22 protein-coding genes (1 of these 22 running past the window's edge) are annotated in these 23,195 nt (G+C 73.6%); 11 read left to right on the top strand and 11 right to left on the bottom strand.

All coding sequences use genetic code 11. The annotated features are described in order from the left end of the window. Positions 1 to 5: 5 nt before the first annotated feature. The 6 genes from cseC to AB5J51_RS18515 all read right to left on the bottom strand — a co-directional run bounded on the left by cseC (position 6) and on the right by AB5J51_RS18515 (position 4,826). Entirely contained in the window at positions 6 to 1,319 is a 1,314-nt protein-coding gene (cseC, locus tag AB5J51_RS18540; RefSeq protein WP_053787253.1) for a two-component system sensor histidine kinase CseC, read from the bottom strand. Beyond that, complete coding sequence (cseB, locus tag AB5J51_RS18535) at positions 1,316 to 2,029, bottom strand: two-component system response regulator CseB (protein WP_053787252.1); 714 nt, start codon at positions 2,027 to 2,029, stop codon at positions 1,316 to 1,318. Before cseB ends, cseC begins: the two co-directional genes overlap by 4 nt. 81 nt (positions 2,030 to 2,110) lie before the next feature. Beyond that, positions 2,111 to 2,749: a hypothetical protein gene (locus AB5J51_RS18530; RefSeq protein ID WP_136224750.1), complete on the bottom strand. Its 639-nt coding sequence runs from the start codon at positions 2,747 to 2,749 to the stop codon at positions 2,111 to 2,113. A 38-nt stretch (positions 2,750 to 2,787) separates the two neighbouring features. Beyond that, positions 2,788 to 3,360 (bottom strand): SigE family RNA polymerase sigma factor, encoded by a 573-nt coding sequence (locus AB5J51_RS18525; protein ID WP_030158464.1) that lies wholly within the window; start codon positions 3,358 to 3,360, stop codon positions 2,788 to 2,790. Between the two features lie 237 nt (positions 3,361 to 3,597). Further along, positions 3,598 to 4,527 carry an A/G-specific adenine glycosylase gene (locus AB5J51_RS18520; RefSeq protein WP_107093523.1) on the bottom strand — a complete coding sequence of 310 codons (930 nt, stop codon included), beginning with the start codon at positions 4,525 to 4,527 and terminating at the stop codon, positions 3,598 to 3,600. Continuing rightward, on the bottom strand, positions 4,524 to 4,826 hold the full coding sequence (locus tag AB5J51_RS18515; RefSeq protein ID WP_136224643.1) for a hypothetical protein: 303 nt from the start codon (positions 4,824 to 4,826) through the stop codon (positions 4,524 to 4,526). The genes AB5J51_RS18520 and AB5J51_RS18515 overlap by 4 nt, the downstream gene beginning before the upstream one ends. Before the next feature lie 217 nt (positions 4,827 to 5,043). On the opposite strand from AB5J51_RS18515, the gene AB5J51_RS18510 reads away from it, so the two are divergent. Continuing rightward, positions 5,044 to 5,790: a hypothetical protein gene (locus tag AB5J51_RS18510; protein ID WP_369778106.1), complete on the top strand. Its 747-nt coding sequence runs from the start codon at positions 5,044 to 5,046 to the stop codon at positions 5,788 to 5,790. Between the two features lie 80 nt (positions 5,791 to 5,870). Here the strand turns inward: AB5J51_RS18510 and disA are convergent, their stop codons facing one another. Both disA and radA read right to left on the bottom strand, forming a co-directional pair. After that, positions 5,871 to 6,995 carry a DNA integrity scanning diadenylate cyclase DisA gene (gene disA / locus AB5J51_RS18505; protein ID WP_053787248.1) on the bottom strand — a complete coding sequence of 375 codons (1,125 nt, stop codon included), beginning with the start codon at positions 6,993 to 6,995 and terminating at the stop codon, positions 5,871 to 5,873. Positions 6,996 to 7,147: 152 nt separating this feature from the next. Further along, on the bottom strand, positions 7,148 to 8,551 hold the full coding sequence (gene radA, locus AB5J51_RS18500; protein ID WP_053787247.1) for a DNA repair protein RadA: 1,404 nt from the start codon (positions 8,549 to 8,551) through the stop codon (positions 7,148 to 7,150). Between the two features lie 219 nt (positions 8,552 to 8,770). On the opposite strand from radA, the gene AB5J51_RS18495 reads away from it, so the two are divergent. After that, on the top strand, positions 8,771 to 10,495 hold the full coding sequence (locus AB5J51_RS18495; protein WP_369778105.1) for a hypothetical protein: 1,725 nt from the start codon (positions 8,771 to 8,773) through the stop codon (positions 10,493 to 10,495). Between the two features lie 57 nt (positions 10,496 to 10,552). Here the strand turns inward: AB5J51_RS18495 and AB5J51_RS18490 are convergent, their stop codons facing one another. Beyond that, positions 10,553 to 11,437 (bottom strand): hypothetical protein, encoded by an 885-nt coding sequence (locus tag AB5J51_RS18490; RefSeq protein WP_369778104.1) that lies wholly within the window; start codon positions 11,435 to 11,437, stop codon positions 10,553 to 10,555. A gap of 63 nt (positions 11,438 to 11,500) precedes the next feature. Here AB5J51_RS18490 and AB5J51_RS18485 point away from each other — a divergent pair, with 63 nt between their 5' ends. The 4 genes from AB5J51_RS18485 (at position 11,501) to ilvD (ending at position 16,627) form a co-directional block, all read left to right on the top strand. After that, entirely contained in the window at positions 11,501 to 12,427 is a 927-nt protein-coding gene (locus AB5J51_RS18485) for a Ppx/GppA phosphatase family protein (RefSeq protein WP_053787245.1), read from the top strand. Between the two features lie 762 nt (positions 12,428 to 13,189). After that, the gene (locus AB5J51_RS18480) at positions 13,190 to 14,026 is read left to right on the top strand and encodes a sugar phosphate isomerase/epimerase (protein ID WP_136224639.1); all 837 of its coding nucleotides are present in this window, start codon (positions 13,190 to 13,192) and stop codon (positions 14,024 to 14,026) included. Then, positions 14,023 to 14,640: a TetR family transcriptional regulator gene (locus AB5J51_RS18475; RefSeq protein ID WP_053787244.1), complete on the top strand. Its 618-nt coding sequence runs from the start codon at positions 14,023 to 14,025 to the stop codon at positions 14,638 to 14,640. The genes AB5J51_RS18480 and AB5J51_RS18475 overlap by 4 nt, the downstream gene beginning before the upstream one ends. Before the next feature lie 133 nt (positions 14,641 to 14,773). Beyond that, the gene (ilvD, locus tag AB5J51_RS18470; protein ID WP_053787243.1) at positions 14,774 to 16,627 is read left to right on the top strand and encodes a dihydroxy-acid dehydratase; all 1,854 of its coding nucleotides are present in this window, start codon (positions 14,774 to 14,776) and stop codon (positions 16,625 to 16,627) included. Between the two features lie 268 nt (positions 16,628 to 16,895). Here ilvD and AB5J51_RS18465 read toward each other — a convergent pair whose 3' ends face one another. Next, on the bottom strand, positions 16,896 to 19,052 hold the full coding sequence (locus AB5J51_RS18465; RefSeq protein WP_369778103.1) for a PQQ-binding-like beta-propeller repeat protein: 2,157 nt from the start codon (positions 19,050 to 19,052) through the stop codon (positions 16,896 to 16,898). Positions 19,053 to 19,159: 107 nt separating this feature from the next. Here AB5J51_RS18465 and AB5J51_RS18460 point away from each other — a divergent pair, with 107 nt between their 5' ends. The 5 genes from AB5J51_RS18460 (at position 19,160) to proC (ending at position 22,685) form a co-directional block, all read left to right on the top strand. After that, positions 19,160 to 19,462: an SH3 domain-containing protein gene (locus AB5J51_RS18460; RefSeq protein WP_078987416.1), complete on the top strand. Its 303-nt coding sequence runs from the start codon at positions 19,160 to 19,162 to the stop codon at positions 19,460 to 19,462. Positions 19,463 to 19,541: 79 nt separating this feature from the next. Further along, a complete protein-coding gene (locus AB5J51_RS18455; protein WP_133897272.1) occupies positions 19,542 to 20,084 on the top strand; it encodes a hypothetical protein in 543 nt (180 codons plus the stop codon). Between the two features lie 88 nt (positions 20,085 to 20,172). Continuing rightward, positions 20,173 to 21,024 carry an ABC transporter ATP-binding protein gene (locus AB5J51_RS18450; RefSeq protein WP_053787240.1) on the top strand — a complete coding sequence of 284 codons (852 nt, stop codon included), beginning with the start codon at positions 20,173 to 20,175 and terminating at the stop codon, positions 21,022 to 21,024. Then, positions 21,021 to 21,776 carry an ABC transporter permease gene (locus tag AB5J51_RS18445; RefSeq protein ID WP_369778102.1) on the top strand — a complete coding sequence of 252 codons (756 nt, stop codon included), beginning with the start codon at positions 21,021 to 21,023 and terminating at the stop codon, positions 21,774 to 21,776. Before AB5J51_RS18450 ends, AB5J51_RS18445 begins: the two co-directional genes overlap by 4 nt. Positions 21,777 to 21,875: 99 nt before the next feature. Continuing rightward, positions 21,876 to 22,685, top strand: coding sequence for a pyrroline-5-carboxylate reductase (proC, locus tag AB5J51_RS18440; RefSeq protein ID WP_053787238.1), 810 nt, complete (start codon positions 21,876 to 21,878; stop codon positions 22,683 to 22,685). A 58-nt stretch (positions 22,686 to 22,743) separates the two neighbouring features. Here the strand turns inward: proC and trpS are convergent, their stop codons facing one another. After that, a protein-coding gene (gene trpS / locus AB5J51_RS18435) for a tryptophan--tRNA ligase (protein WP_369778101.1) crosses the window boundary here: on the bottom strand, positions 22,744 to 23,195 show its 3' portion. The gene runs 547 nt beyond the window's last position; 452 of the gene's 999 nt are visible here — the last part of the coding sequence; its start codon lies beyond the right edge, outside the window — the gene reads right to left on this strand; it ends in the stop codon at positions 22,744 to 22,746.

Here is a 23,195-nt window from a genome sequence, read left to right as displayed (position 1 = left end):
CGCGATCAGCTCTGCACCTTGACGACCGGGAAGCTTCCCGTGGCCGTCGGCGCGTGCTCCGGCAGCCACAGCACCGCCACCGCTCCGGCCGCCGCTCCCTCGCGGTCCGCGCCGCCCGGAGCCGCCACGTTGCGGAACGTCAGCCGGGCGCCCAGCACCCGCGCCTGCCCCTCCGCGATGGTCAGCCCGAGGCCGTGCCCCACCCCGGCGCGGTCCGTCGACCCGGTCCGGAACCGGCTCGGCCCCTCGCGCAGCAGCGCCTCCGGGAAGCCCGGCCCGTGGTCCCGGACCCGGACGACCCGGCCCTCGATGTCCACCTGGACCGGCGGCTGCCCGTACCGCGAGGCATTGGCCAGCAGGTTGCCCAGGATCCGCTCCAGCCGCCGCGGGTCGGTGCTGACGATCTCGTCCGCGACCACCCGTACCGAAGCCTCCGGCATCAGCGAGGTCACCCGCCGGCTCACGAACTCGCCCAGCGCCACGTCCTGGAGCTCCGCCCGCTCGGACGCGCTGTCCAGCCGGGCCACCTCCAGTACGTCCTCGACCAGCGCCCGCATCGCCTGCGCCCGGTCCCGCACCAGCTCGGTCGGCCGCCCCGGAGGCAGCAGTTCCGCCGCCGTGAGCAGGCCCGTCACCGGGGTCCGCAGCTCGTGCGCGATGTCCGCGGTCACCCGCCGCTCGGCCTCCAGCCGCTCCTGGAGCGCATCCGCCATGGCGTCCACGGCCCGCGCGAGGTCGTCGGTCTCGTCGCGTACGACGCCCCCGACCGCATCCCGCACCCGTACGTCGGGATCCCCGTGCGCCACCCGCTGCGCAGCGGCCGCGGCCTTGCGCAGCCGGCTCGAGATCTGCCCGCCGATGAGCACACCGAGCGCGGCGCCCGCGACGACGACGGAGATCGACCCGACGACCAGGGCCCGGTCCAGGTCGCGCACCATGTTGGCGCTCTCCTTGAACTCGCTGTGCAGCGACAGCACCTGCCCGTTCCCGAGCGGCACCGCGGCCCACACCTCCGGCACGCCCTTGCGCGACTCCTGGATGTACGTGCCGCGCCGCCCCGACCGCGCCTTCTCGCGCAGCGCAGCGGGCAGCTCGGGGTCGTTGACCTTGGCCCCCAGGGCCGGCTTGCGCCCGGCTTCGACGAAGCGGGCGATGACGTTGACGTTGGCCAGCTGCGCGTCGCGGGCGCTCTCGAGCATCGAGACGCGGGCAGCACTGTGCACGACCAGGCTCAGTGCCACGGCGACGAGCGCGCCGACGGCGGCGATGGCGAGCGTGATCTTCCAGCGGATCCCCGTACGGAGGGTGAAGCGCCTCATCCCTTGAGCTTGTATCCGAATCCTCGGACCGTTTCGATGCGGTCCTGTCCGATCTTCGTGCGCAGCCGCTGGACGTGGACGTCCACGACGCGGGTGTCGCCGCCCCAGTCGTAGTCCCAGACCCTCTCCAGCAGGCGGTCGCGCGAGAGAACGGTGCCGGGCGCGGAGGAGAATTCCAGGAGCAGCCGCATCTCGGTGGGCGTCAGCGCCACCGGGGCGCCGGCCCTGCGGACCTCCATGCCCTCGGTGTCGACCTCCAGGTCGCCGAAGACCAGCACCCCGCGCTCCTCGGAGCCGTCCTCGCCGTTCGCCCCCGGCCGTCCGTTCTGCGGGCCGCCGGCGTGGCCGAAGCGGCGCAGCACGGCGCGGATCCGGGCGACGAGGACCGAGCCGTCGAACGGCTTGGTGACGTAGTCGTCGGCGCCCGCCTCCAGGCCGAGGACGACGTCGATGGAGTCGGCGCGCGCCGACAGCATGATCACGGGCACGGTGGACTCGTCGCGGATCCGGCGGCACAGGCTCACGCCGTCCATGCCGGGCACCATCACGTCGAGCAGCGCGATGTCCGGCTGGTTGGCCCGGAAGGACTCCAGGCCGGACAGGCCGTCGGGCATGGCGGTGACCACGAACCCGTCGCGTTCCAGCGCCAGGGTCGTGGCCTCGCGGATGACGTCGTCGTCCTCCACGAACAGGACATGGGTCTCGGCCATGCGGGAGCCTCGCCTCGGTTCTTCGCTTCTTCGGTCCGCCGGTTCGTCCGTCGGTTCTTCTCGGTTTTCGGGTCTTCGGGGTCAGTTCTTCTGGGTGACCGCCGGGGCCGGCTGGACCGCACCGTCGATGTTGCTGTAGTCGGTGTGCACCCGGTCCTGCTCGGTGAACTTCTCCCCGTTCCAGTGGTACGTGATCACGTCCTCGCCCGAGGGATAGGCGAGGGCGTCGCTCTTGCCGTAGACGGGCTTGGTGACCACCAGGGCGCCCCGGTCGATCTCCGCGTAGACGGGCGGCTGCTCGTCCGAGAACACATTCTCGTACGTCCCGCCCTCCGCCCGGTACACGTACGAGCCCCGCCCCAGCGCATCGGCGCAGGACAGCACGTTGACGACGATGTCCACGACGGAGCCGCCGGTGACCTTCCCGTAGCTCACGTCGACCGGGTACTCCTTGCCCGTGCAGGGCTTGAGGTCCCGCTTGACCTCGGCGCTGACCTTCGGGTCCGCCCGGAGCAGTGCGACGGCGTCGACCCGCCGTGCCGGTCCTCCCGACGCCCCCGTGGTGGCCGGGACGTGGTCCGGCGGGGTGGCCGTCGGCGAGCCGCTCTTGGCGACGGCTTCGGTGTGGGCCGGGCCGCCGTCGCGCAGACCGGTGCCGCCGGTGGCGCATCCGGCCGCCAACAGCACTGTGCCGACGAGGACGACCGTCCCCGCCGACATCAGCACCAGCGGACTTCTGCCGCTCAAGCTTTGGCCGTTCAGGCCGCGCACCGCTCACGCCCCTCGTACCGGATGGTGTGGTCACCGCGGTGGTCACCGCGCTCCAGCGCGCGCATGTCCAGATCCCGGCTCTCCAACTCCTGCCGGAGCCGGGCCAGCGCGCGGTGCAGGGTGCTCTTCACAGTACCCGCCGACATGCCGAGCGCGGCGGCGGTCTCCTCGGTGCTCATCTGCTCCCAGTGTCGCAGCACGACCACGCTGCGCTGCTTGGGCGCGAGAACCTTGAGGATGTCCATCAGCAGGGCGCGGTCGGCGCGCTGGTCGGAGCCGTCCTCGACGGAGGCGTCCGGGAGCTGCTCGGTGGGGACTTCCTCCAGCTTGCGGGCGCGCCACCACTCGGTGCGGGTGTTGATCATGACGCGGCGCAGATAGGCGTCGGCCAGCGACTTGTCGGCGATGCCGTCCCAGCGGCCGTACGTGCGCACCAGCGCGGTCTGCAGGAGGTCCTGCGCGTCCGTGGGGTCCGGGACCAGGCGCCGGGCACTGCGCAGGAGCGCATCCTGCCGAGTGCGTACGTACTCCTCGAATCCGAGTACCTCGCCGTGCGCCATCTCAGACCGCCTCCGTCCCGTGCAACCGCTCATCCCCGTGGTCCTACGCATTCGAAGGTACGGAGGGGTTGTCACGGGCCTGTGCGGGCCAGCCTTCGGTGGACGCACGGACACCCATAGGTTGTGTAACAGTGCCGTGAGCTGGGGTTTGGCCGACACAAACGGAATCCCCGACTCAGCTCATCTCGGGTCAGCTCGGCGCGGCTCCGGCTCGGCTCAGCTCGCCTCCGGCCCGCCTCAGTTCGCCGCGGGGCCCTGCGGCAGCCGGTACATCCCCCCGGCGAGCGGTTCGACCAGCCCGTCGGAGACCAGCCCGTCCAGCGACCGGGCCCGCTGCACGGGCTCGTCCCAGACGGTGTCGAGCACCGCCTGCGGAACCGGTCCGACCGCATCCCGCAGCACTGCGAGGAGCTTGCCGCGCACCTGCCGGTCCGTCCCCGCGTACGTCTGGCCGCGCCGCGGCGGCCCCTCGTGCGCCGGCTTCCCGGCCAGCCTCCACGCGCACAGCCCGGCCACCGGGCAGCGCAAGCAGTCCGGGGACTTGGCCGTGCACACCAGGGCGCCGAGCTCCATGGAGGCCGCCGCCCAGCGGGCCGCGGTGCCCTCGTCGTCGGGCAGCAGGGCCCGGGCCAGGCGCCGCTCGGCGGCCGTGGTGGCGTTCGGCGGGTACTCGACCCCGGTCGTGGTGCGCGCGAAGACCCGGCGCACGTTGGTGTCGAGCACGGCGTGCCGCTGCCCGTACGCGAACGAGGCCACGGCGGCCGCCGTGTACTCGCCGATCCCGGGCAGCGCGAGCAGCTGCGCGTGCTCCCGCGGTACGTCGCCCCCGTGCCGCTCCGTTATCGCGACGGCCGCGCCGTGCAGGCGCAGGGCCCGGCGGGGGTAGCCGAGCCGCCCCCAGGCCCGTACGGCCTCGCCGGGGGCCTCCGCGGCCAGGTCGGCCGGGCGGGGCCACCGGGCGAGCCACTGCTCGTACACCGGCAGGACCCGGCTGACCGGGGTCTGCTGGAGCATGAACTCGCTGACCATGACCCCCCAGGGGCCGGCCTCGGGGCGGCGCCAGGGCAGGTCGCGGGCGTGCTCCTCGAACCAGGCGATGACCGGGGAGTGCAGCGCGTGGGACACGTCGGGGAACGTCTCGGGGGAAGGGCTGGTGGATGCAGTCATGGCAGACGGCATCCTGGCACGTTTCGGGGCTGCCGCGCGGGGCCCGGGCCGGTGAACCGGACAGCGGCGCGCCCTCCGCTCGCCCGCATGGCGGCGGCGATCGTACTGATCGGACCGGTGAGGGCGAGGGCCCGCGGGCCGGCCCGGGCGCGCGCCCGCCACCACACGGCCGTGAAGAGCAGGCCGAAAAGCAGCAGTCCGTACTCCGTCCGGACCTCGAACGCCGACTGCACCCAGCCGGGTGCGGAGCCGGCGGAATCGGTGATGCCGCGGGAGGGGCCGGAGGTGTCCGTGCTCACCGACCGTACTCAAACGCGATCGCGACCGACGTGGGACGCTTGGCCGAATCTCGACGGTCGGGCGTCCGCCCGCAGGATGATCATCGGCAGAACAAGCCGCTTGCGCGGCATGTGGGGCGCAGATCGGCCCGCGGACTCTCGTAAAGTTCCGTCCGTGGGATCTATGCGCAATCCGGTCGGGCCGCTCCCCTCCTCCATCTACTGGCGACGGAGGGCTGTGCTGGCGTCCGTTGTCGCGCTGCTCGCGCTCCTCGCCGTATGGACCGTCAGTTCCGGTGGGGGGAAGTCGAGTACGAACGGCAAGGGCGGCGACAAGGGGCCCGACCCGGTCGCCTCGATCACCCCGGGACCTGCGGGGACGGGGCCGGCGATCAGTCAGGCGCCGGGCGGGCGTGCGGAGTCGGGCGGCGGCGCCGGCAAGAACGGCGAACCGGGCGGCACTCCGGGCACGGCGGCGGGCGCGGGAGCGGGCCCGGGTTCCGGCAGCGGCGCCGGCGGGGGCGGCGGCAGCGGCGGTCCGGGCGGTTCCACGTCCCAGGTCCCGGCGGACTCCCCGCTTCCCACGTGCGCCCCGAGCGGGCTGCAGTGGGAGGTCAAGAGCGTGAAGAACGAGTACGAGACGAGCGAGAAGCCCCGCCTCGAACTGGTCGCCCGCAATGTCTCCGGCACGACCTGCAAGGTCGACCTCGGCCCGAAGCAGGCGGTCCTGACCATCCTTCAGGCGAGCACCAGCAAGGCCGTCTGGTCCTCGGCGGACTGCCCGTCGGGCGCGGCCAACGCGTTCTTCCGGGTTCCGGCGCAGGGGGAGACGAAGCAGGCGCTGGAGTGGGACAGGAAGTTCAGCGCGGCGGACCAGTGCCAGACGCCTCCGGCGGGGAGCGCGGCTCCGGACACGTACGTGGTGGAGGTCAAGTCCCCGGGCATGCCGGTAGCCCGAACCTCCTTCGTCCTCAAGCAGGACTAGCACCCCGTGGGGGGCGCCCGGGGCTGCTCCGGCCCCGCCGCCCCCGGGGCGCCCGGGCCTGTTCCGGCCCCGCCGGCGCTTTAGACGTAGCGCTCGAGGATCGACGACTCCGCCAGACGGGACAGGCCCTCGCGGACACTGCGCGCCCGCGCCTCGCCCACGCCGTCCACGGCCTGGAGATCGTCCACCGACGCGGCCAACAGCTTCTGCAGGCCCCCGAAGTGCTCCACCAGCCGCTCGATGATGGCCCCCGGAAGCCGCGGGACCTTCGCCAGCAGCCGGTACCCCCGCGGGGACACCGCCGAGTCCAGCGTCTCCGGCGAGCCGGTGTACCCCAGCGCCCGTGCCACGATGCCGAGCTCCAGCAGCTCCGGATGCGTCAGCGCGTCCAGCGCGGGCAGCGCCTCGTCCACCGTGCGGGAGCGCTTCGCCGTCGGCTCCGGCACGTAGTCGCGGATCACCAGCTCCCGCTCCTGCTCGATGCCGACGGTCAGCTCGTCCAGCTGGAGCGACAGCAGTCGCCCGTCCGTGCCCAGCTCGACCACGTATTCCGCGATTTCCGTGGCAATGCGGCGCACCATTTCCAGCCGCTGCGCGACCGCCGTCACGTCGCGCACCGTGACCAGGTCCTCGATCTCCAGCGCCGACAGCGTGCCCGCGACCTCGTCGAGCCGCAGCTTGTACCGCTCCAGCGTGGCCAGCGCCTGGTTCGCCCGCGACAGGATCGCCCCGGACTCCTCGAGGACCCGGCGCTCCCCGTCCACGTACAGCGCGATCAGCCGCATCGACTGCGACACCGACACCACCGGGAAGCCGCACTGCTTCGAGACGCGGTCCGCGGTGCGGTGACGGGTGCCCGTCTCCTCCGTCGGGATCGACGCGTCCGGCACCAGCTGGACGCCGGCCCGCAGGATCTTGGTGATGTCCTTGTCCAGGATCAGCGCACCGTCGAGCTTGCACAGCTCGCGCAGCCGGGTCGCGGTGAACTCCACATCCAGGACGAAACCGCCCGTGCACATCGCCTCGACGGTCTTGTCCATCCCGAGGACGATGAGGCCACCGGTGTTGCCGCGGACGATCCGTTCCAGACCGTCGCGCAGGGGCTGACCAGGTGCGACCGCGCTCAGCGAGGCGCGCATCATGGCCTCCTGCTTGGAGCCGGCGCCCGACTTTCCGGATGCTGCTGCCCCGTCCTTGGCTGCCACTGCACTCCTCCGGTCGCGGGTTGCGCCGCCTGCGTACAGCCGGGCGGACCAGCACAAAGTCTACCGGCGTGCGCTGCGCGCCCGCCGTGGCTTGGCCAGGTGCGCTCCTGAGGGACCCCGTACGGGCCTCCTCATACCCCTGTCACCAGCGCCTACTCCTTGGCCGACGCCCGCGACCGCCCGCGCGGCAGGACCCGCAGCGCGTCTCCCATGTCCGCGACCTCGGTGACCTTCATCCCGGCCGGCACCTTCCCGGGGTCGCCCGGCACCAGGGCGTGCGTGAAGCCGAGCCGGTGCGCCTCCGCGAGGCGCCGCTGCACTCCGGTCACGCGGCGCACCTCGCCCGCGAGGCCGACCTCCCCGATCGCGACGAGGTTCTTCGGCAACGGCACGTCGCTCGCCGCCGAGGCCAGCGCCAGCGCGATCGCCAGGTCGGCGGCGGGCTCCGTCAGCTTCACCCCGCCCACGGTGGCGGAGTAGATGTCGCGCTTGCCGAGCGCGGTGATCCGGCCGCGCTGCTCCAGGACCGCCAGCATCATCGAGACGCGGGAGGTCTCCAGGCCCGAGGTGGTCCGCCGGGGCGAGGGGATCTGCGAGTCCACGGTCAGCGCCTGCACCTCGGCGACCAGCGGGCGCTTGCCCTCCAGCGTCACCGTCAGGCAGGTCCCGGGGACGGCCTCCGCGCGCCGGGTCAGGAACAGCCCGCTCGGGTCGGCGAGCCCGGTGATCCCCTCGTCGTGCAGTTCGAAGCAGCCCACCTCGTCGGTGGCCCCGTACCGGTTCTTGACGCCGCGTACGAGGCGCAGGCGCGCGTGCCGGTCGCCCTCGAAGCTGAGGACCACGTCCACCAGGTGCTCCAGCAGCCGCGGGCCGGCGATCGCCCCGTCCTTGGTGACGTGCCCGACCAGCAGGGTGGCCATCCCGCGTTCCTTGGAGGCCCGGATCAGCGCCCCGGCCACCTCGCGGACCTGGGCCATGCCGCCGGGCGCGCCGTCGATCTCGGGCGAGGCCACGGTCTGTACGGAGTCCAGGATCAGCAGCGAGGGCTGCACGGCGTCGAGGTGGCCCAGTACGGCGGACAGGTCGGTCTCGGCGGCGAGGAACAGGTGGTCGTTCAGCGCCTTGATCCGGTCGGCCCGCAGCCGCACCTGGCTCGCCGACTCCTCACCCGTGACGTAGAGGGTGCGGTGCGCCTCGCTGGCCGCCTTCGCCGCGACGTCCAGCAGCAGCGTCGACTTCCCGACGCCCGGCTCGCCGGCCAGCAGGACGACGGCGCCGGGCACGAGCCCGCCGCCGAGGACCCGGTCCAGCTCGTCCACACCGGTGCTGCGGGCGGTCGCCGTCCGGCCGTCGACCTGCGCGATCGGGAGCGCGGGCGCCGAGACCCGCCCGGCGGCGGTGGTCCGTACCGCGGGCGCGCCGCCCATCTCCTCGACGGTGCCCCACGCCTGGCACTCGGGGCACCGCCCGAGCCATTTCGCGGTCGTGTACCCGCACTCGGAGCAGCGGTAGGACGGCCGGTCCTTGGCGGATGAACGAGATGTACGGGCAGCCATGCGGCCCACGGTATCCGGACCCTGTGACAGCGCCCGCGTCCTGGCCCCCGCCCCGGCCCCCGCCCCGGCCCGCGCCCGGCCCGAACCCCCGTCCGCACCCCGGCCCGCGCGCCAGACGTCAGGGCCGCTGTCAGCACGGGTTCGATCTGTTCACCCGTAAGGGCTAAAACAGCTGAAGGCTTCACGGCCGTCACCGGCCTGCGGCCTACCTTCGCCAGGGTGAACAGCAGCAACCAGGAGAGCCCCGCCCAGCGCACCGGCGCACACCCGGCGCACGGGCGCACGCCCCCCGAGGGCCCCGAAGGCCGCGAAGGCCCCGGAGGAGAACAGCAGCAGCCCCCCTTCCGGCACGAGCCGTACCTCGACGGCCTGTTCACGTACTGCCTGTCGGTCCTCTGCGACCACGACACCGCCACCGAGGTGCTCGCCGACGTCCTCGCCGTCGCCGAGCGGCACCCCGGCCGATGTCCCGACGAGGGGGGCCGGCGGGCCTGGCTGTACGCCCTCGCCCGCTGGGGCTGTCTGCAGCGGCTGGCCGAGCACCGGCGGACCCGGCAGGGAGCGCATTCCGCCCGGCGCACGCCGGAGCGCACAGATCCCGAGCACGCGCCGGAGGTGCACCGCTCCCTGGACGTGAATGCCTACCGGCGCACCGAGCTGGCCCGCCTCGCCTGGCCCGAAGCCGCCGGGACCACGCCCGCGCAGCGCGAGGCCCTCGAACTCGCCGTCCGCCACCGCCTCGGCGTCCCCGAACTCGCCGCCGTCCTCGGCACGCCCCCCGCCACCGCCCGGGAGCTGCTGGCCGGCGCCGCCTGCGAGGTGGAGCGGACCCGCGCCGCCCTCGCCGTCGTGGAGACCGGCAGCTGCCCCTCCGTCTCCCGGCTCACCGGCGACGGCCAGGTGCTCCTGTCCACCACCCTGCGCGCCGAGCTGGTCCGCCACGTCGACGACTGCCCCCGCTGCCGCCGCGTCGCCGAACGCGTCGACGCCGCCGCCCCCTGGCCCGGCACCGGCGGCATCCACGCGGCGCTCCCGCTGGTCCCCGCCCCGCGCACCGCCGTCCGCGCGGCCATGCTCCACTCCGGCGGCAGCGGCCGGCGCCGCCGCCGTCCCGGCCCGCGCTTCGACCGCGCGGGCTTCCCGATGGACCCCCGGGACCGCGCGGCCCGCCGCGACCGGCTGCGCGCCCGGGCCGTGACCACCACCGTCGTCGCCACCGTGGTCGCGGCGCCGGTCCTCGCGCTGTGGGCCGCGTACCGAGGCGCCCCGGAGACCGGCGAAAGCGTCGGCTCGGAGTCCACCCGGATCTCCGCGAGCGAGTCCGAGATCCCGGTCCCGCACCAGGACGGCCGCCCGCTGCGCGCGTACGAGAACGCCGGCAACACCGCCCACACCACCGGCGAGCCCGGCTTCGCCACGGGCAGCGCCGCCCCGGACACCCCCGACGTCTCCGTCGAGGTGATCAGCACCGGGCCGACCGCGGCCCCCGACCGGGCCGGGAACCCCGGCCGGCTCTCCGTCGCCGCCTCCTCGCGCGGGAGCACCACCCTGCTCACACTCACCGCGTCCGGCGGGGCCCCGGTGGACTGGCGGCTCTGGTCCGACGCCCCCTGGCTGCGCGCGAGCCGGACCGCGGGCACGCTGGCCCCAGGAGAATCGGTCACCCTGCAGATCGCCGTGGACACCGAGGCCCAGCCCGTGGGCGCCTGGTCCGCCCGGGTCGGCGTGGACCCCGGCGGCACGGTGGTCTCCATCCAGGGTCGCGGCCGCCCGGCGCCCACGCCGACGGAGCCCACGCACCCGACGCGGACCCCGACGCCCACCCCGACGCCGACGGAAACCCCCAGCCCCACGCCGACGCCCACACCGACCCCCACTCCGACGCCGAGCGCCTCAGAAGGAACGGTTTCCCCGCCCGCGGCCCCGAGCGGTCCGGCGGGCTAGGCCGGGTCTGCTGTCGGCTACCCGGGTCGGCTATCGGCTACGCGGGTCCGCTATCGGCTACGCCGGGTCCGCGGGGTGCGGAGCCATCGGCAGCAGCGAGGACAGCCGCGCCTCGCACAGCTTCACGAGGGCCTCGTACCCCTCCTTGCCCATCAGCTCCGTCAGCTCGGCGCGGTACGACACGTACACCGGCTCGCCGGCGCCGTGCGCGGACGTCGCCGACGTGCACCACCAGTGCAGGTCGTGCCCGCCCGGGCCCCAGCCGCGCCGGTCGTACTCGCCGATCGACACCTGCAGCACGCGGGTGTCGTCCGGCCGGTCGATCCACTCGTACGTCCGGCGGATCGGCAGCTGCCAGCACACGTCGGGCTTGGTCTCCAGCGGCTCCTGGCCGCTCTTCAGCGCCAGGATGTGCAGCGAGCACCCGGCGCCGGCGGGGAACCCGGGCCGGTTCAGGAAGATGCACGCGCCGTCCCAGCGGCGGGTCTGCTTCTCCCCGTCGTCGTCGTGCTGCGTCCAGCCGGTCTCGCTGCCGACGTCGTGGAACTGCCACAGCTCGGGGGTCAGCCGTGCCACGTGCTCGGCGACCCGCTTCTCGTCGTCCTCGTCCGAGAAGTGCGCGCCGAGGGTGCAGCAGCCGTCATCGGCCCGGCCGGCCTGGATGCCCTGGCAGCCGCTGCCGAAGATGCAGGTCCAGCGGGAGGTCAGCCAGGTCAGGTCGCAGCGGAAGACCTGCTCGGCATCGGCGGGGTCGGGGAACTCCACCCAGGCCCGCGGGAAGTCGAGCCCCTTCTCGTCGTCACGCGCGACCGGGGCTTTGGCCTGGGGCTTCGCCTTCTTGGCCGGCTTGGCCTTGGCGGCCTGCTTGAGGTCGTCGGCCTTTGCGGCCTTCTCGGGCTTCCCGGCGGGCTTGGACTTGTTGGCCTTCTTCGTATTTGGCACAAACCCAAGCCTAAGCGCCCCTTACGCCACCCATACTCCAGCCGCACAGTAGCGTTTCCTCGTATGAGACTCGGTGTCCTTGATGTGGGTTCGAACACGATCCATCTGCTGGTGGTGGACGCGCACCCCGGCGCGCGCCCGCAGCCGGCGCACTCGCACAAGGTGGAACTGCGGCTGGCGGAGCTGCTCGATGAGGCCGGAGCGGTCACCCCGGCAGGCATAGAGCGCCTCGTATCGGTGATCGGCGAGGCCGCGCAGGCCGCCGAGGACAAGGGCTGCGAGGACGTGCTGCCGTTCGCGACCAGCGCCGTGCGCGAGGCCACCAACGCGGACGAGGTCCTGGCCCGGGTGAAGCTCGAGACCGGCGTCGACCTCCCCATCCTCAGCGGCGAGGACGAGGCGCGGCTGACGTTCCTCGCCGTCCGCCGCTGGTTCGGCTGGTCCGCGGGCAAGCTGCTGGTCCTCGACATCGGCGGCGGCTCGCTGGAGATCGCGTACGGCATCGACGAGGACCCCGACGCGGCGGTCTCGCTGCCGCTGGGCGCGGGCCGCCTCACCACGGGCTGGCTCCCGGGCGACCCGCCGGACGCGGCGGACGTACGGGCCCTGCGGCGGCACGCGCGGGCGCAGATCGCGCGCACGGTCGGCGAGTTCAGCCGCTTCGGGGCGCCGGACCACGTGGTGGCGACGTCGAAGACGTTCCGGCAGCTGGCCCGCATCGCGGGCGCGGCGCGCTCGGCGGACGGGCTGTACGTACAGCGGGACCTGACCCGCAAGTCCCTGGAGGAGTGGGTGCCGAGGCTCGCGTCGATGACGACCGCGCAGCGGGCCGCCCTCCCGGGCGTCTCGGAGGGCCGCGCGTCCCAGCTGCTGGCGGGGGCGCTGGTCGCGGAGGGTGCGATGGACCTCTTCGGCGTCGACGAACTCGAGATCTGCCCCTGGGCCCTCCGCGAGGGCGTCATCCTCCGCCGCCTGGACCACCTCCCGTAGCGAGGCCCGCACGGTGCGGGCGGGGCCTTCGGCGGGGTCGGCCTTGGCGGCATTTTGCTCAGGCTGGCGCTGCCTGGAGGGCCGGGGCCCTGGGGCGGCATGCCTGGGGGTCTGGATCAGAGACGGTTCGGGGGTTTCCCGCCAGTCCCATCGTCTCTCCGTGTCGGGCCGGGCCCTCAAGGGCGCTTCGCGTCGCTTCGCGAGGGCCTTCGGCCCCCCTTGACCGCCCGTCCCGCCCCGGAAAGACAAGGACTGTCGGGAAGCCCCCAAAAGGACGGTCACCTGGACACCAGCCTTGAGCAGGGCAGCATCAGCGATCGCGAGCCTTGGTTCCGGGGGATCCGGATGCCCGGCCGGGGCCCATGAGCAGGCCCGCCCCGGGTCGGGGCCGGCCCAGCCGGAGTAGGACAGCGACCAGGCCACCCCTCGGCGCCGGGCAGGCGGCCGGCACGCATCAGATCGCTACGCGCTTCGGCTGGTATAGCGGCTCTCGGCTGCCCGGGCGCGCGCATGAGGGCCGGGGCGCGGGTTCTGGATTCGGCGCCGGGGCCGTGGCGTGCACCTCGCCCGACAGGCGCGGCGGTCGGGATCGCCGCCCGGACCCGGTGCGCGCGTGTGCCGCGAACTCGCCACCCTGGAGCGGGTGATGCGGCCGTGGCGCGATGCCCCGGACACCACCGAGTCCCTGCGGCCCGCTCCCGGGTGCGGGTCGGCGTGGCCGGCGTCACGGTCCTCGGCGGCTGCGCCCCGTACCCTGTCCCCGTGGCAAAACCAGTCCGGATCCCGACCGCGAAAGTCGCCCTCTCCACCGCCTCCGTGTACCCGGAGTCGACGGCGACCGCCTTCGAGATCGCCGCGCGCCTCGGGTACGACGGCGTCGAGGTGATGGTCTGGACGGATCCGGTCAGCCAGGACATCGATGCGCTGCGGCGGCTTTCGGATCAGCATCAGGTGCCGATCCTTGCCGTCCACGCCCCTTGTCTGTTGATCACGCAGCGCGTGTGGTCCACCGATCCCTGGACCAAGCTCCAGCGCGCGCAGGCCGCGGCCGAGCGGCTGGGGGCCTCCACCGTCGTCGTGCACCCGCCCTTCCGGTGGCAGCGGCAGTACGCGCGGGACTTCGTCAGCGGCATCTGGCGGATGGCCGACGAGACCGACGTCCGGTTCGCCGTCGAGAACATGTACCCGTGGCGGTACCGGGACCGGGAGATGCTGGCCTACGCCCCCGAGTGGGACGTCACCAAAGACGACTACCGGCATTTCACCGTCGATCTTTCGCATACCGCCACCGCCCGTACGGACGCCACCGCGATGATCGACCGCATGGGGGACCGGCTCGCGCACGTGCACCTCGCTGACGGGAACGGCTCGGCCAAGGACGAGCACCTCGTCCCCGGCCGCGGCACCCAGCCCTGCGCCGAGCTGCTGGAACGTCTCGCCGCCCGTTCCTTCGCCGGGCACGTCGTCATCGAGGTGAACACCCGCCGCGCGATGTCCTCCGCGGAGCGCGAGGCCGACCTCGCCGAGGCCCTGGCCTTCACCCGGCTCCACCTCGCGGCCAGTGCCAGTGCCACCCCGGTCCGGACCCCCCGGCCATGACGGAACCCGCCAAGCCGCGCCGCGGCCCCGGCCGGCCCCGTCAGGACGAGGCCGACGACGGCCCCGGCACCCAGGAGCGGATCCGGCTCGCGGCCCGCGAGGTGTTCGCGGAGCGCGGGTACGACAAGACGTCCGTACGCGGCATCGCGAAGGTCGCCGGCGTGGACCCGGCGCTGGTCCACCACTACTTCGGCAGCAAGGACGACCTCTTCGCCGCCGCCATCGAGGTCACGATGGAGCCCGCCCTCGTCGTCCCCGCGATCGTGGGAGAGGGCCCCGACGGCATCGGCGAGCGGCTCGCGCGTTATTTCCTGGGGGTCTGGGAGAACCCGGCCACCCGGGCCCCGCTCCTCGCCGTCGTCCGCTCCGCCCTCACGCACGAGGCCGCGGCCGCCGTGCTGCGCCGGCTGGTCCTGCGCCGGGTCCTGGAACGGGTCGCGGCCGACCTCGAGGTCCCCGACCCCACCTTCCGCGCCGAGCTCGCCGCCTCCCACATGATCGGCATCGCGCTCCTGCGGTACGTGGTCCAGGTCGAGCCCCTCGCGTCCGCCGACCCGGAGGCCATCGTCGCCCTGGTGGCCCCGACCCTCCAGCGCTACTTGACCGAGGAATGAGCCGGGCGTCCCGTCATGCGGACAACCTGTCCGCATCCCGGGCCAGGGGCGTAGCCTCGTAACCGAGCCATATCCACAGTCGTACAGTCGCGGCCGGCGCCTCGCGCCACCGCACTCATGGGGAGTGAACCCGATGCCCGAGCTGAGGTCCCGCACCGTCACCCACGGCCGCAACATGGCGGGCGCACGCGCCCTTATGCGTGCGTCGGGCGTAGCGAGCGAGGACATCGGGAAGCCGATCATCGCGGTCGCCAACTCGTTCACCGAGTTCGTCCCCGGGCACACGCACCTGGCCCCCGTCGGCCGGATCGTCTCCGACGCCATCCGCGCCGCGGGCGCCGTCCCGCGCGAGTTCAACACCATCGCGGTCGACGACGGCATCGCCATGGGCCACGGCGGCATGCTGTACTCCCTGCCCTCCCGCGACCTGATCGCGGACAGCGTGGAGTACATGGTCGAGGCGCACTGCGCCGACGCGCTCATCTGCATCTCCAACTGCGACAAGATCACGCCCGGCATGCTGATGGCCGCCATGCGCCTCAACATCCCCGTCGTGTTCGTGTCGGGCGGCCCGATGGAGGCCGGCCAGGCCATCCTCGTCGACGGCACCGTCCGCAAGCTCGACCTGATCGACGCCATGGTCGACGCGTCCAACGAGAACGTCTCCGACGAGGACGTGCTGCGGATCGAGGAGAACGCCTGTCCGACCTGTGGGTCGTGCAGCGGCATGTTCACCGCCAACTCGATGAACTGCCTCGCCGAAGCCATCGGTCTGGCCCTCCCCGGCAACGGCTCCGTCCTCGCCACGCACACCGCCCGCCGCGCCCTGTACGAGGACGCCGGCCGCACGGTCGTCGAGATCACCAAGCGGTACTACGAGCAGGACGACCACTCGGTCCTGCCGCGCTCCATCGCGACCCGCCAGGCCTTCGAGAACGCCATGGCCCTCGACATCGCCATGGGCGGCTCGACGAACACGATCCTGCACCTGCTGGCCGCCGCGCAGGAGGCGGGCCTGGAGTACGACCTCACCGACATCGACGAGGTGTCGAGGCGGGTCCCGTGCCTGGCCAAGGTCGCGCCGAACGTGGCGCCCGGCGGCACGTACTACATGGAGGACATCCACCGGGCCGGCGGTATCCCCGCCATCCTCGGCGAGCTGCACCGCGGCGGGCTCCTGAACAAGGACGTCACCACGGTCCACTCCGAGAACCTGGAGGACTGGCTCGCGAAGTGGGACGCCCGCAGCGGCACGGCCTCGGAGGAGGCCATGGAGCTGTGGCACGCGGCCCCCGGCTGCGTCCGCTCCGCCACCGCCTTCTCCCAGTCCGAGCGCTGGGACACCCTGGACCTCGACGCCGAGGGCGGCTGCATCCGGTCGGTGCAGCACGCGTACTCGAAGGACGGCGGGCTGGCGGTCCTGCGCGGCAACATCGCGGTCGACGGGTGCGTGGTGAAGACGGCCGGCGTCGACGAGTCGATCTGGACCTTCGAGGGCCCGGCCGTCGTCTGTGAATCGCAGGACGAGGCGGTCGACAAGATCCTCCGCAAGGAGATCAAGGCGGGCGACGTCGTCGTCATCCGGTACGAGGGCCCGCGCGGCGGTCCCGGCATGCAGGAGATGCTCTACCCGACGTCGTTCCTGAAGGGCCGCGGCCTCGGCAAGGTCTGCGCGCTGGTCACGGACGGCCGCTTCTCCGGCGGTACGTCGGGCCTGTCCATCGGCCACGCCTCCCCGGAGGCGGCCTCGGGCGGCGACATCGCCGTGGTCGAGGACGGCGACCGGATCCGGATCGACATTCCGAACCGCTCGATCGAGCTCCTGGTCGACGAGGCCACGCTGGCTGCCCGCCACGAGGCCCTGGGCGGCGTTTACGCCCCGAAGAACCGTGAGCGCAAGGTCTCGGCGGCCCTGCGTGCGTACGCGGCGATGGCGACGAGCGCCGACAAGGGCGCAGTCCGCGACGTCACCCTGCTGGGCGGCTGACCGGCCCCCGGCCACCATGGCTCCGCCTGCCGGTGCCTGACCCGGCCCTGCGCAGGCGGCTCCGTTTGCCGGGTGCCTGACCCGGCCTGGCGCAGGCGGCTCCGGGTGCGGCGCCGTTGCGGGGGCGCTGCCCCCGATAGGGGACGAGCCCCGCGCAGCGGCACCCCGGCGGGGTCCGCCAGGCGGCGCGGGGCCGTCGCCACCGGCGGGCCGGCGGCGGGCCACCGGCGGGCCGGGCTTCGGGCACCGTCGGCGGGCCCGGCCCCGGTTACCAGCCGGCGGGATCGGCGGAGGCGACCGCGAAGACCGATCCGTCCGGTGCCGTCCCGTACACCCGCCCGTCGGCGGACACCGGCGCCGGCAGCGCCGCCGCGAAGCCGTCCCGGGCGTCACCCATCCGCGGCTTCGTCTGCCCCACCAGCCGCCCACTGCCCGCATCGACCGCCAACAGCCGCCCGTCCGGCGCCGCCAGGTGGATCCGGCCGTCGGCCGCCACCGGCCGGGAGGCCACGGCCAGGCCGGTCTCCAGCCGCCACTGCTCCCGCTCGGCGCCCACCGCGACCAGCCCGCCCGACACCCCCACCACGTACACGACGCCGTCCGCGCCCACCGACGCCTCCGCGTCGAACAGCGGCGCCGACAGCCGGACCCGCCGCACGGCGTGGGTCGTCAGGTCCACCCGGACCACCGCACCGGTCCTGGCCTGCGCGTCGCTGTCCAGCAGGAACAGCCCGCCCTGCGCGAGGCCGACCGGCCGCAGCCGCCCCGCGGTCCGCAACTGCCAGCTCAGCGCCCCGCTCGCCGGGTCCACCGCCGCGAGCTGCGTCGTACCGCCGCCCCCGCCCCCGTCCGGCGTCGCCACGTACATCACCGGCACCCCGGCGGAATCCGGGCCGCCGCCCCACCACACGGAACCCACCCCGCCGAGCTGCTTCGTCCACCGCACGGCCCCGCCGGCCACGTCGAGCGCGGTCACGCTCCCGTTCGGCGGCACGAGCAGCACCTGCCCGCCCGCGGCCACCGCCCGCGCGCCGTCCGGCAGTTTCCGCTTCCAGCGCTCGGCGCCCGTCCCCGGATCCAGCGCCTGGAGCGTCCCGCTGCCCGGGGCGACCGCGAGGACCAGCCCGCCCGCGTGCAGCGGCGCGCTGTCCGTCGCCGTCGCCGTCCCGGTGGCCGGGGCGGCCGCCTTCACCGACCACAGCACCGTGCCGTCCGCCGGGTCGAGCCGGGCCGCGGTCACACCCGGCCCCGCGCAGTACAGCGCCGCCTCCCAGGAACAGGACCCGGCGCCGGTCCGGTTGCCGGTCCCCGGCGCGCCCAGCGCAACCGCCCACGGGACGAAGTGCTTCGACGGCACGGGACCGGCCTTCGTCCCGGCGGCGGTCTTCCCCGGCGGTCCGGTCCCCGCCCCGAAGTGCAGGTACCCGCCCAGGGCCCCGCCCGCCAGCAGCAGCCCGGCCACCACCGCCGCGGCCGCCACCGCCCTGCGCCGCCGCCCCCGGCCGACGCGACCGGGCTCGACGGCGATGCGCTCCCGCCGGTGCGTGACCTCCTTGGCCCCGCCCGGTTCCCGCTGCCGCGGGATGAACGTCTGGGTGTCCTCGGAGGTCGGGTACGCCACCGCCCGCATCTCCGCGATCAGCTCCGCCGCCGTGGGCCGGTCCGCAGGCTCCTTCGCCAGGCACCGCGCGACGAGCGGTACGAGCTGCTCGGGCAGCCCGCTGAGGTCCGGCTCGGCGTGCACGACCTGGTACGCCACGAGGTAGTGGCTGTCGGAGTCGAACGGCCCGTGCCCCGTCGCCGCGTGGACGAGCACCGCGCCCAGGGCGAACACGTCCGCGGCCGGCCCCACCTCCCGCGGCCGCTGGAACTGCTCCGGCGCCATGTACGGCGGCGTCCCGATCAGCTTCCCGGTCTCGGTCCGCAGATCGCTGTCGGCCGGCCGCGAGATGCCGAAGTCGATGACCCGCACCCCGTCCGGGGCCATCAGTACATTGCTGGGCTTCAGGTCCCGGTGCACCACACCCGCCCGGTGGATGTCCCGCAGGGCCTCCGCCAGCCCGGCGGCGAGCCTGGCCAGTTCGACGGGGTCCAGCACCCGCTCCCGTACGCGCTCGGCCAGCGTCGGGGCGTCGATGAACAAGGTGGCCATCCACGGCCGTTCGGCATCCGGATCGGCATCCACGACGGGCGCGGTGAAGGCCCCGCTCACCCGCCGGGCGGCGGTGACCTCCTGCCGGAACCGGGCCCGGAACTCCGCATCGACCGCATGCTCGGCATGCACGATCTTGACGGCGAGTTTCAGCCCCGAGCCGGAGGTGGCCAGATGGACGACGCCCATCCCTCCGGAGCCGAGCACCGATTCGAGCCGGTACTGCCCGGCGTACTCCGGAAAGCCCACGTAGTCCGCGCGCAGCGAATGCACCGCTCACCACCCCCGCCGGAGCCTAGTCGATGACCCGTACGAATCTCCAAGGGTCCTGCTACCCTGCGCGAGTTGCGCACGGCAACACCCGTGGGGGGAGATTTCGCATGACGACAGAGAATGATTCCAGCCAAGTCCTGAGCCTCGCAGCCGACTCCGGCTTCCCGACGTTTCCGGTCGCTCCGGGGTACCGCGTGAACGTCCGCAGCGGCCCGGGCACCAACTACTCGGTCATCGACGTCCTGCCCTACGGCGCGTCCGTCGCGATCCGCTGCCAGTGCGACGGCACGACCGTCTCCGGCCCGTACGGCACGTCGGACATCTGGGACTGCATCGGCAACGGCCGTTTCGTGTCCGACGCCTACGTGAAGACGGGCAGCGACGGCTACGTCGCCACGCGCTGCGGCTAGGCCCCGAGCCGAGGCCGCCGCCCGTCTGCCACGTGAGACGACCCCGGCCGGGTCGGCGGTGCGGTGGATAATCGCTGGCGTGAGCGACGACCAGCGAGACCAGACCCCCGCCGAGCCGGCCGCCCAGGCCCCTGCGGCTCCCGCCCGCGTCGACGGGCCCGAGCCCGAGCCGATCCGGTTCTTCGGCACCACCTGGCTGAACCACGACGGCGGCTACGCCCTGCGCCGCGTCGGCCTCGCCGCCGGCTCGCTCGTCACCGCCGTGGCCGCGGCCGTCCTGCTCCGCCTCGCCTACGAGGGCCTGGAGATCGGCAACGTCGGCCCGTTCCTCAGCATCTCCGTCGTCGTCCTCTTCGCGATCGCGAGCTCCATCGCCTTCGCCAAGACCTGGGACTCCTTCAACCGCCGTCCCGCCCCGTCCTCCGACGAGGCCGCCCTCAAGGGCCTGAAGACGATCGGTTTCATCGGCTCCCTCATCGCGTACTTCCTGCGCTGCTTCGCCGAAGCCCCCGGCGAGAAGCTGCGCCGCGCCGAGTACGAGCGCGCCACCGCCGACTTCGCCCGCCGCCGCAGCGCCCGTACGGGCAACCCGGCCGCGCGCCGCCCCAAGCGGAAGAAGTAGCCGCCCCGCCCCTTCGGCCGGCCCCCCGGCCCTTCGGCCGCCCCCACCCTGTTGACGCCCAGGCACCGCCAGGAGCATTATTCATCACATGATGAATAACCGAGAGCGAGAGGCCGTCACCGCCACGGCGCAAGCCTCGCCGGAGGCCACGGCCACCGGCGGGGCCACGGCCGCCGCCGTGCACGCCCGCGGCCTGACCGTCCGCCGCGGCACCGGCCGCGCCCCCCGCACCGTCATCGACGACATCGCCTTCGACGTCCCCCGCGGCCGCATCACCGGCCTCCTCGGCCCCTCCGGCTGCGGAAAATCCACCCTCATGCGCTCCATCGTGGGCACCCAGGCCCACGTCACCGGCACCCTCGACGTCCTCGGCCGCCCCGCCGGCCACCCCGAGCTCCGCTCCCGCATCGGCTACGTCACCCAGGCGCCCTCCGTCTACGACGACCTCACCGTCCGGCAGAACCTCGACTACTTCGCCGCCGTCCTCGACCCTGGCCGCGCCGCCGCCGAACGCCGCCGCGCCACCGTCACCCGCGCCATCGCCGACGTCGACCTCACCACCCACGCCACCGCCCTCGCCGGCAACCTCTCCGGCGGCCAGCGCAGCCGCGTCTCCCTCGCCGTCGCACTCCTCGGCACCCCCGAGCTCCTCGTCCTCGACGAACCCACCGTCGGCCTCGACCCCGTCCTGCGCCGCGACCTGTGGAACCTCTTCCACGACATCGCCGCCACCCGCGGCGCCACGATCCTCGTCTCCTCCCACGTCATGGACGAGGCCGAGCGCTGCCACGACCTGCTCCTCATGCGCGAGGGCCGCATCCTCGCCCAGGACACCCCCGACGCACTGCGCACCCGTACCCACTCCGCCACCGTCGAGGAGGGCTTCCTCCGCCTCGTCGACGAGGCCGACACCCTCGCCGCCCAGGAGCAGACGCCATGACCGCCACCACCGCCATCAGCGGCGCCCGCACCGCCGCCACCGCCGCCCGCGTCCTGCGCCAGCTGCGCCACGACCCGCGCTCCATCGCGCTGATGCTCCTGGTCCCCGTACTGATGCTGACGCTGCTGCGCTTCGTCTTCGACGGGAGCCCCCGCACGTTCGACAGCATCGGGGCGTCCCTCCTCGGGATCTTCCCCCTCATCACCATGTTCCTGGTGACCTCCATCGCGACCCTGCGCGAACGCACCTCCGGCACCCTCGAACGCCTCCTCGCCATGCCGCTCGGCAAGGGCGACCTGATCGCCGGCTACGCCCTCGCCTTCGGCGCCGTCGCCGTCGTCCAGTCCCTCCTCGCCACCGGCCTCGCCCTCTGGCTCCTCGGCCTCGACGTCGTCGGCTCCCCCTGGCTGCTCCTGGTCGTCGCCCTGCTCGACGCCCTCCTCGGCACCGCGCTCGGTCTCTTCGTCTCCGCCTTCGCAGCCAGCGAGTTTCAGGCCGTCCAGTTCATGCCGGCCGTGATCTTTCCCCAGCTCCTGCTCTGCGGGCTCTTCGCCGCACGCAACACCATGCAGCCCGTCCTCGAAGGCCTCTCCGACGTGCTGCCCATGTCCTACGCCGTCGACGGCATGACCCAGGTCCTCACCCACACCGACATGACCGCCGACTTCGTCCGCGACGCCGTGATCGTCGCCGCCTGCGCGCTGCTCGTCCTCGCCCTCGGCGCGGCCACCCTCCGCCGCCGTACGCCCTGACCGCACTGCGGACACCGCCTCGCCGCCGCGCGCACGGGTGCAAGGATGAGCAGGCAGACGCAGCACACGTGCAAGAACGTTCGGCGAGGTGAATCGGGCATGACCCAGACAGTCGCAGTCCTCGGTACCGGCAAGATCGGCGAGGCCCTGCTCAGCGGAATGATCCGCGGCGGCTGGCCCGCCTCCAAACTCCTCGTCACCGCCCGCCGCCCCGAACGCGCCGAAGAGCTCCGTGCCCGCTACGGCGTCGAGGCCGTCAGCAACGCCGAGGCGGCCAAGCGCGCCGACACCCTCATCCTCACCGTCAAGCCGCAGGACATGGGCAAGCTCCTCGAGGAGCTCGCCCCGCACGTCCCCGCCGACCGCCTGGTCATCAGCGGCGCCGCCGGTATCCCCACCTCCTTCTTCGAGGAGCGGCTCGCCTCCGGCACCCCCGTCGTCCGCGTCATGACGAACACCCCCGCCCTCGTCGACGAGGCCATGTCCGTCATCTCGGCCGGCAGCCACGCCACCGCCGAACACCTCGCCCACACCGAGGAGATCTTCGGCGGCGTCGGAAAGACCCTGCGCGTCCCCGAGTCCCAGCAGGACGCCGCCACCGCCCTCTCCGGCTCCGGCCCCGCCTACTTCTACTTCCTCGTCGAGGCGATGACCGACGCCGGCATCCTCCTCGGCCTGCCCCGCGCCCAGGCCCACGACCTCATCGTCCAGGCCGCCATCGGCGCCGCCGTGATGCTCCGCGACAGCGGCGAGCACCCGGTCAAGCTCCGAGAGGCCGTCACCTCCCCGGCAGGCACCACCATCAACGCGATCGTCGAACTCGAACGCCACGGCGTACGGGCCGCCCTGATCGCAGCCCTCGAAGCAGCCCGCGACCGCAGCCGCGAACTCGCCTCCGGCAGCAGCTGACGCAGTAGGTACGCAGGTACGGGCCGCCGCGCGAGCGGGGCCCGTACCTGCGCCTCCGTCAGGGCTCCAGCAGCCCGATCGCCCGGTACGCCCGGTCCACGACCGGCCGCGCCAGGGCCCGCGCCCGCTCGGCCCCGTCCCGCAGCACCTTCTCCACCGCCGCCGGGTCGGCCGCCAGCTCGGCATGCCGCTCCTGCACCGGCCGCAGCACCTCCACGACCGCGTCGGCGACATCCCGCTTGAGCGCCCCGTACCCGCCGTACTCCTCCGCGAGCGCGGCCGGATCCCCGCCCGTGCAGGCGGCCAGCACGTCCAGCAGGTTCGCGACCCCCGGCCGGGTGGCCCGGTCGTAGACGACCCCGTCGTCCCCGCTGTCGGTCACGGCCCGCATGACCTTCTTCCGGATCACTCCGGGCTCGTCCAGCATGAACACCACGCCGGGTCCCGCGCCGCCGGACTTCCCCATCTTCGAAGTCGGCTCCTGCAGGTCCATGACCCGCGCGGCCACCT

The sequence above is a fragment of the Streptomyces sp. R33 genome, assembly GCF_041200175.1.
Taxonomy (GTDB): Bacteria; Actinomycetota; Actinomycetes; order Streptomycetales; family Streptomycetaceae; genus Streptomyces; species Streptomyces katrae_B.
The sequence above is the reverse complement of the archived record's forward strand: the minus strand, read 5'-3'. Positions and strand labels throughout refer to the sequence as shown.

Bases quoted from the DNA above. Each gene is read 5' to 3' on its own strand.
- cseC (WP_053787253.1), bottom strand. From the start codon at position 1,319: ATGAGGCGCTTCACCCTCCGTACGGGGATCCGCTGGAAGATCACGCTC.
- cseB (WP_053787252.1), bottom strand. From the start codon at position 2,029: ATGGCCGAGACCCATGTCCTGTTCGTGGAGGACGACGACGTCATCCGC.
- AB5J51_RS18530 (WP_136224750.1), bottom strand. From the start codon at position 2,749: ATGTCGGCGGGGACGGTCGTCCTCGTCGGCACAGTGCTGTTGGCGGCC.
- AB5J51_RS18525 (WP_030158464.1), bottom strand. From the start codon at position 3,360: ATGGCGCACGGCGAGGTACTCGGATTCGAGGAGTACGTACGCACTCGG.
- AB5J51_RS18520 (WP_107093523.1), bottom strand. From the start codon at position 4,527: ATGACTGCATCCACCAGCCCTTCCCCCGAGACGTTCCCCGACGTGTCC.
- radA (WP_053787247.1), bottom strand. From the start codon at position 8,551: ATGGCTGCCCGTACATCTCGTTCATCCGCCAAGGACCGGCCGTCCTAC.
- AB5J51_RS18485 (WP_053787245.1), top strand. From the start codon at position 11,501: ATGAGACTCGGTGTCCTTGATGTGGGTTCGAACACGATCCATCTGCTG.
- AB5J51_RS18475 (WP_053787244.1), top strand. From the start codon at position 14,023: ATGACGGAACCCGCCAAGCCGCGCCGCGGCCCCGGCCGGCCCCGTCAG.
- ilvD (WP_053787243.1), top strand. From the start codon at position 14,774: ATGCCCGAGCTGAGGTCCCGCACCGTCACCCACGGCCGCAACATGGCG.
- AB5J51_RS18460 (WP_078987416.1), top strand. From the start codon at position 19,160: ATGACGACAGAGAATGATTCCAGCCAAGTCCTGAGCCTCGCAGCCGAC.
- AB5J51_RS18450 (WP_053787240.1), top strand. From the start codon at position 20,173: ATGATGAATAACCGAGAGCGAGAGGCCGTCACCGCCACGGCGCAAGCC.
- AB5J51_RS18445 (WP_369778102.1), top strand. From the start codon at position 21,021: ATGACCGCCACCACCGCCATCAGCGGCGCCCGCACCGCCGCCACCGCC.
- proC (WP_053787238.1), top strand. From the start codon at position 21,876: ATGACCCAGACAGTCGCAGTCCTCGGTACCGGCAAGATCGGCGAGGCC.